The sequence below is a fragment of the Providencia sp. genome (genome assembly GCF_052096715.1).
Taxonomy (GTDB): Bacteria; Pseudomonadota; Gammaproteobacteria; order Enterobacterales; family Enterobacteriaceae; genus Providencia.
This window is the reverse complement of record NZ_JBQDNB010000057.1, coordinates 1-2,857: the sequence shown is the minus strand read 5'-3', so window position 1 is coordinate 2,857 and position 2,857 is coordinate 1. Positions and strand designations below refer to the sequence as shown.

Sequence of the window (2,857 nt, the reverse complement as noted above, 5' to 3'; positions counted from 1 at the left end):
TATAATGGCTATTACCTCAGCCTTCCAAGCTGATGATGCGGGTTCGATTCCCGCTGCCCGCTCCAAGATGTGCTGATATGGCTCAGTTGGTAGAGCACACCCTTGGTAAGGGTGAGGTCGGCAGTTCGAATCTGCCTATCAGCACCACTTCCCCTATGTACTCAATAATCCCTGATTTGTCTCCTGTAAATAATACAAGCAAACTTATTTATGCTTGGTTGATGTGGTCTGACCACCGATTCCGTGTCTTAGAGGGACAATCTAATGTCTAAAGAAAAATTTGAACGTTCAAAACCGCACGTTAACGTTGGTACAATCGGCCACGTTGACCATGGTAAAACTACTCTGACAGCAGCTATCACTACTGTTCTAGCAAAAACTTACGGCGGTTCTGCTCGTGCATTCGATCAAATCGATAACGCACCAGAAGAAAAAGCACGTGGTATTACTATCTCTACTTCACACGTAGAATATGACACTCCAGCTCGTCACTACGCACACGTAGACTGCCCAGGTCACGCCGACTATGTTAAAAACATGATCACTGGTGCTGCGCAGATGGATGGTGCAATTCTGGTTGTTGCTGCGACTGATGGCCCAATGCCACAAACGCGTGAACACATCCTGTTAGGTCGCCAAGTTGGTGTTCCTTACATCATCGTGTTCCTGAACAAATGTGACATGGTAGACGACGAAGAACTGTTAGAACTCGTTGAAATGGAAGTTCGTGAACTTCTTTCTCAGTACGATTTCCCAGGTGATGACACTCCAGTTATCCGTGGTTCTGCACTGAAAGCACTGGAAGGTGTTCCAGAGTGGGAAGCGAAAATTGTTGAACTAGCTGGTTTCCTGGATAGCTATATCCCAGAACCAGAGCGTGCAATTGACAAACCATTCCTGCTGCCAATTGAAGACGTATTCTCAATCTCAGGCCGTGGTACAGTAGTAACAGGCCGTGTTGAGCGTGGTATCGTTAAAGTTGGTGAAGAAGTTGAGATTGTTGGTATTCAAGCAACAGTTAAAACAACTTGTACTGGCGTTGAAATGTTCCGTAAACTGCTTGACGAAGGTCGTGCTGGTGAGAACGTGGGTGTTTTACTGCGTGGTACTAAACGTGAAGAGATTCAACGTGGACAAGTACTGGCAAAACCAGGTTCAATCAAGCCACATACACAATTCGAATCAGAAGTGTATATCCTGAGCAAAGATGAAGGTGGTCGTCATACTCCATTCTTCAAAGGTTACCGTCCACAGTTCTACTTCCGTACAACTGACGTAACCGGTACTATCGAACTGCCAGAAGGCGTAGAGATGGTAATGCCAGGCGACAACATCAACATGATCGTGACATTGATTCACCCAATCGCGATGGATGATGGTTTGCGTTTCGCAATCCGTGAAGGTGGTCGTACTGTAGGCGCCGGTGTTGTTGCAAAAGTTATTGCATAATATCTGTTAGCTTACCAAGCGGTATCTTCTCAGAAAAAAGGCATCTTTTATGATGCCTTTTTTATATCAAAATATTAATTATTATTTCCCTCATTCAAATACTTCAATGTTGTAATCTAGTCATACAATCAATCCTAAAAGCCTTAATGTCATTAGTTTTGCCAAATAGCAATAATTAATGATAATTGAAATGCTAATCATTTTCATTTAAACTTATCGTATATGATTTATACAGGTAAGCTATTATGTACGTATGCCTTTGCGAAGCCATTACAGATAAACAAATTAGAAATGCTACAAGGAAGTATCAAGTCACTTCCTTAAAGGGGTTACGCCAAATATTACCTGTGGGCCGCGAATGTGGGAAATGCATAAAACAAACGCGAGAAATTCTTGCTGAAGAGCTTTTGCGTTTAGAAGTGTTATGTACCGTTGATGTTGCATAGTAATTTCAAATACAGCTAATTCTCCGCTAAATCAATTCACCGCTTAAAATTAATTACTTTGAATTTAAATTCAGTGTGTAAAAATCACGCAGCTATCGATTTCAGGTCTACACTTAAAGAACTGGAAGCGATGGAGGGTAAAAATGAAAGGCGATAAAAAAATGATAGCCCACTTGAATAAATTGTTGGGCAATGAGCTAGTCGCAATAAATCAATATTTTTTGCATGCACGTATGTTTAAAAATTGGGGGCTAGAACGCCTCAATGAAATGGAATACCATGAGTCAATTGATGAAATGAAACACGCTGATAAATATATTGAGCGTATACTTTTTCTTGAGGGGCTACCAAACTTACAAGATCTTGGTAAGTTGAATATTGGAGAAGATGTTGAAGAGATGCTTGCCTCAGATTTAAAGCTTGAGCTAGATGGAGCTTTAAATCTTAAAGAAGCTATCCGCTATGCCGACTCAATACATGATTATGTTAGCCGTGATTTGATGATCGAAATACTCGCAGATGAAGAAAATCACATTGATTGGATAGAAACTCAAGTTGAACTTATTAATCGTGTAGGTATTCAGAATTATATCCAAGCGCAGATAAAAGACGCATAACTCTATGTTGATTTAATCTTAAAGGCCCGGTGCTATTACACTTGGGCCTTTCTGTCATTTATTCAGTTTATATCGTATAAAAGCAGCACATATTTTCCTCGATTGCTTGCGTTTCGCCATAGTTTCCGTATAATGCGCAGGCTTACTGATGAGTAAGCCCTAAATTTTAGGACTGAACAATCAGTATTGAGCGGCGATATGTTGCTCATTTAGACAATACTCCCGATATGGGGGTTACATTGAGACGATTACACTCCCCCATCAATCGAAATGGGTGTGAGGAGTAATCATTTACGTTTATAAAATAGTTGGAGCTCTGGTCTCATGCAGAACCAAAGAATCCGT

Annotated in this window: 3 protein-coding genes and 1 tRNA gene; all 4 read left to right on the top strand. The window is 41.0% G+C overall.

All coding sequences use genetic code 11. The annotated features are described in order from the left end of the window. The first annotated feature begins 71 nt into the window (after positions 1 to 71). The 4 genes from ACTH6U_RS21295 (at position 72) to bfr (ending at position 2,512) form a co-directional block, all read left to right on the top strand. A tRNA-Thr gene (locus ACTH6U_RS21295) sits at positions 72 to 147 on the top strand. A 117-nt stretch (positions 148 to 264) separates the two neighbouring features. Further along, positions 265 to 1,449 carry an elongation factor Tu gene (gene tuf / locus ACTH6U_RS21290; protein ID WP_294103340.1) on the top strand — a complete coding sequence of 395 codons (1,185 nt, stop codon included), beginning with the start codon at positions 265 to 267 and terminating at the stop codon, positions 1,447 to 1,449. Between the two features lie 245 nt (positions 1,450 to 1,694). After that, the gene (gene bfd / locus ACTH6U_RS21285) at positions 1,695 to 1,895 is read left to right on the top strand and encodes a bacterioferritin-associated ferredoxin (protein WP_294106997.1); all 201 of its coding nucleotides are present in this window, start codon (positions 1,695 to 1,697) and stop codon (positions 1,893 to 1,895) included. 143 nt (positions 1,896 to 2,038) lie between these two features. Further along, complete coding sequence (bfr, locus tag ACTH6U_RS21280) at positions 2,039 to 2,512, top strand: bacterioferritin (protein WP_441833093.1); 474 nt, start codon at positions 2,039 to 2,041, stop codon at positions 2,510 to 2,512. Positions 2,513 to 2,857: the final 345 nt, after the last annotated feature.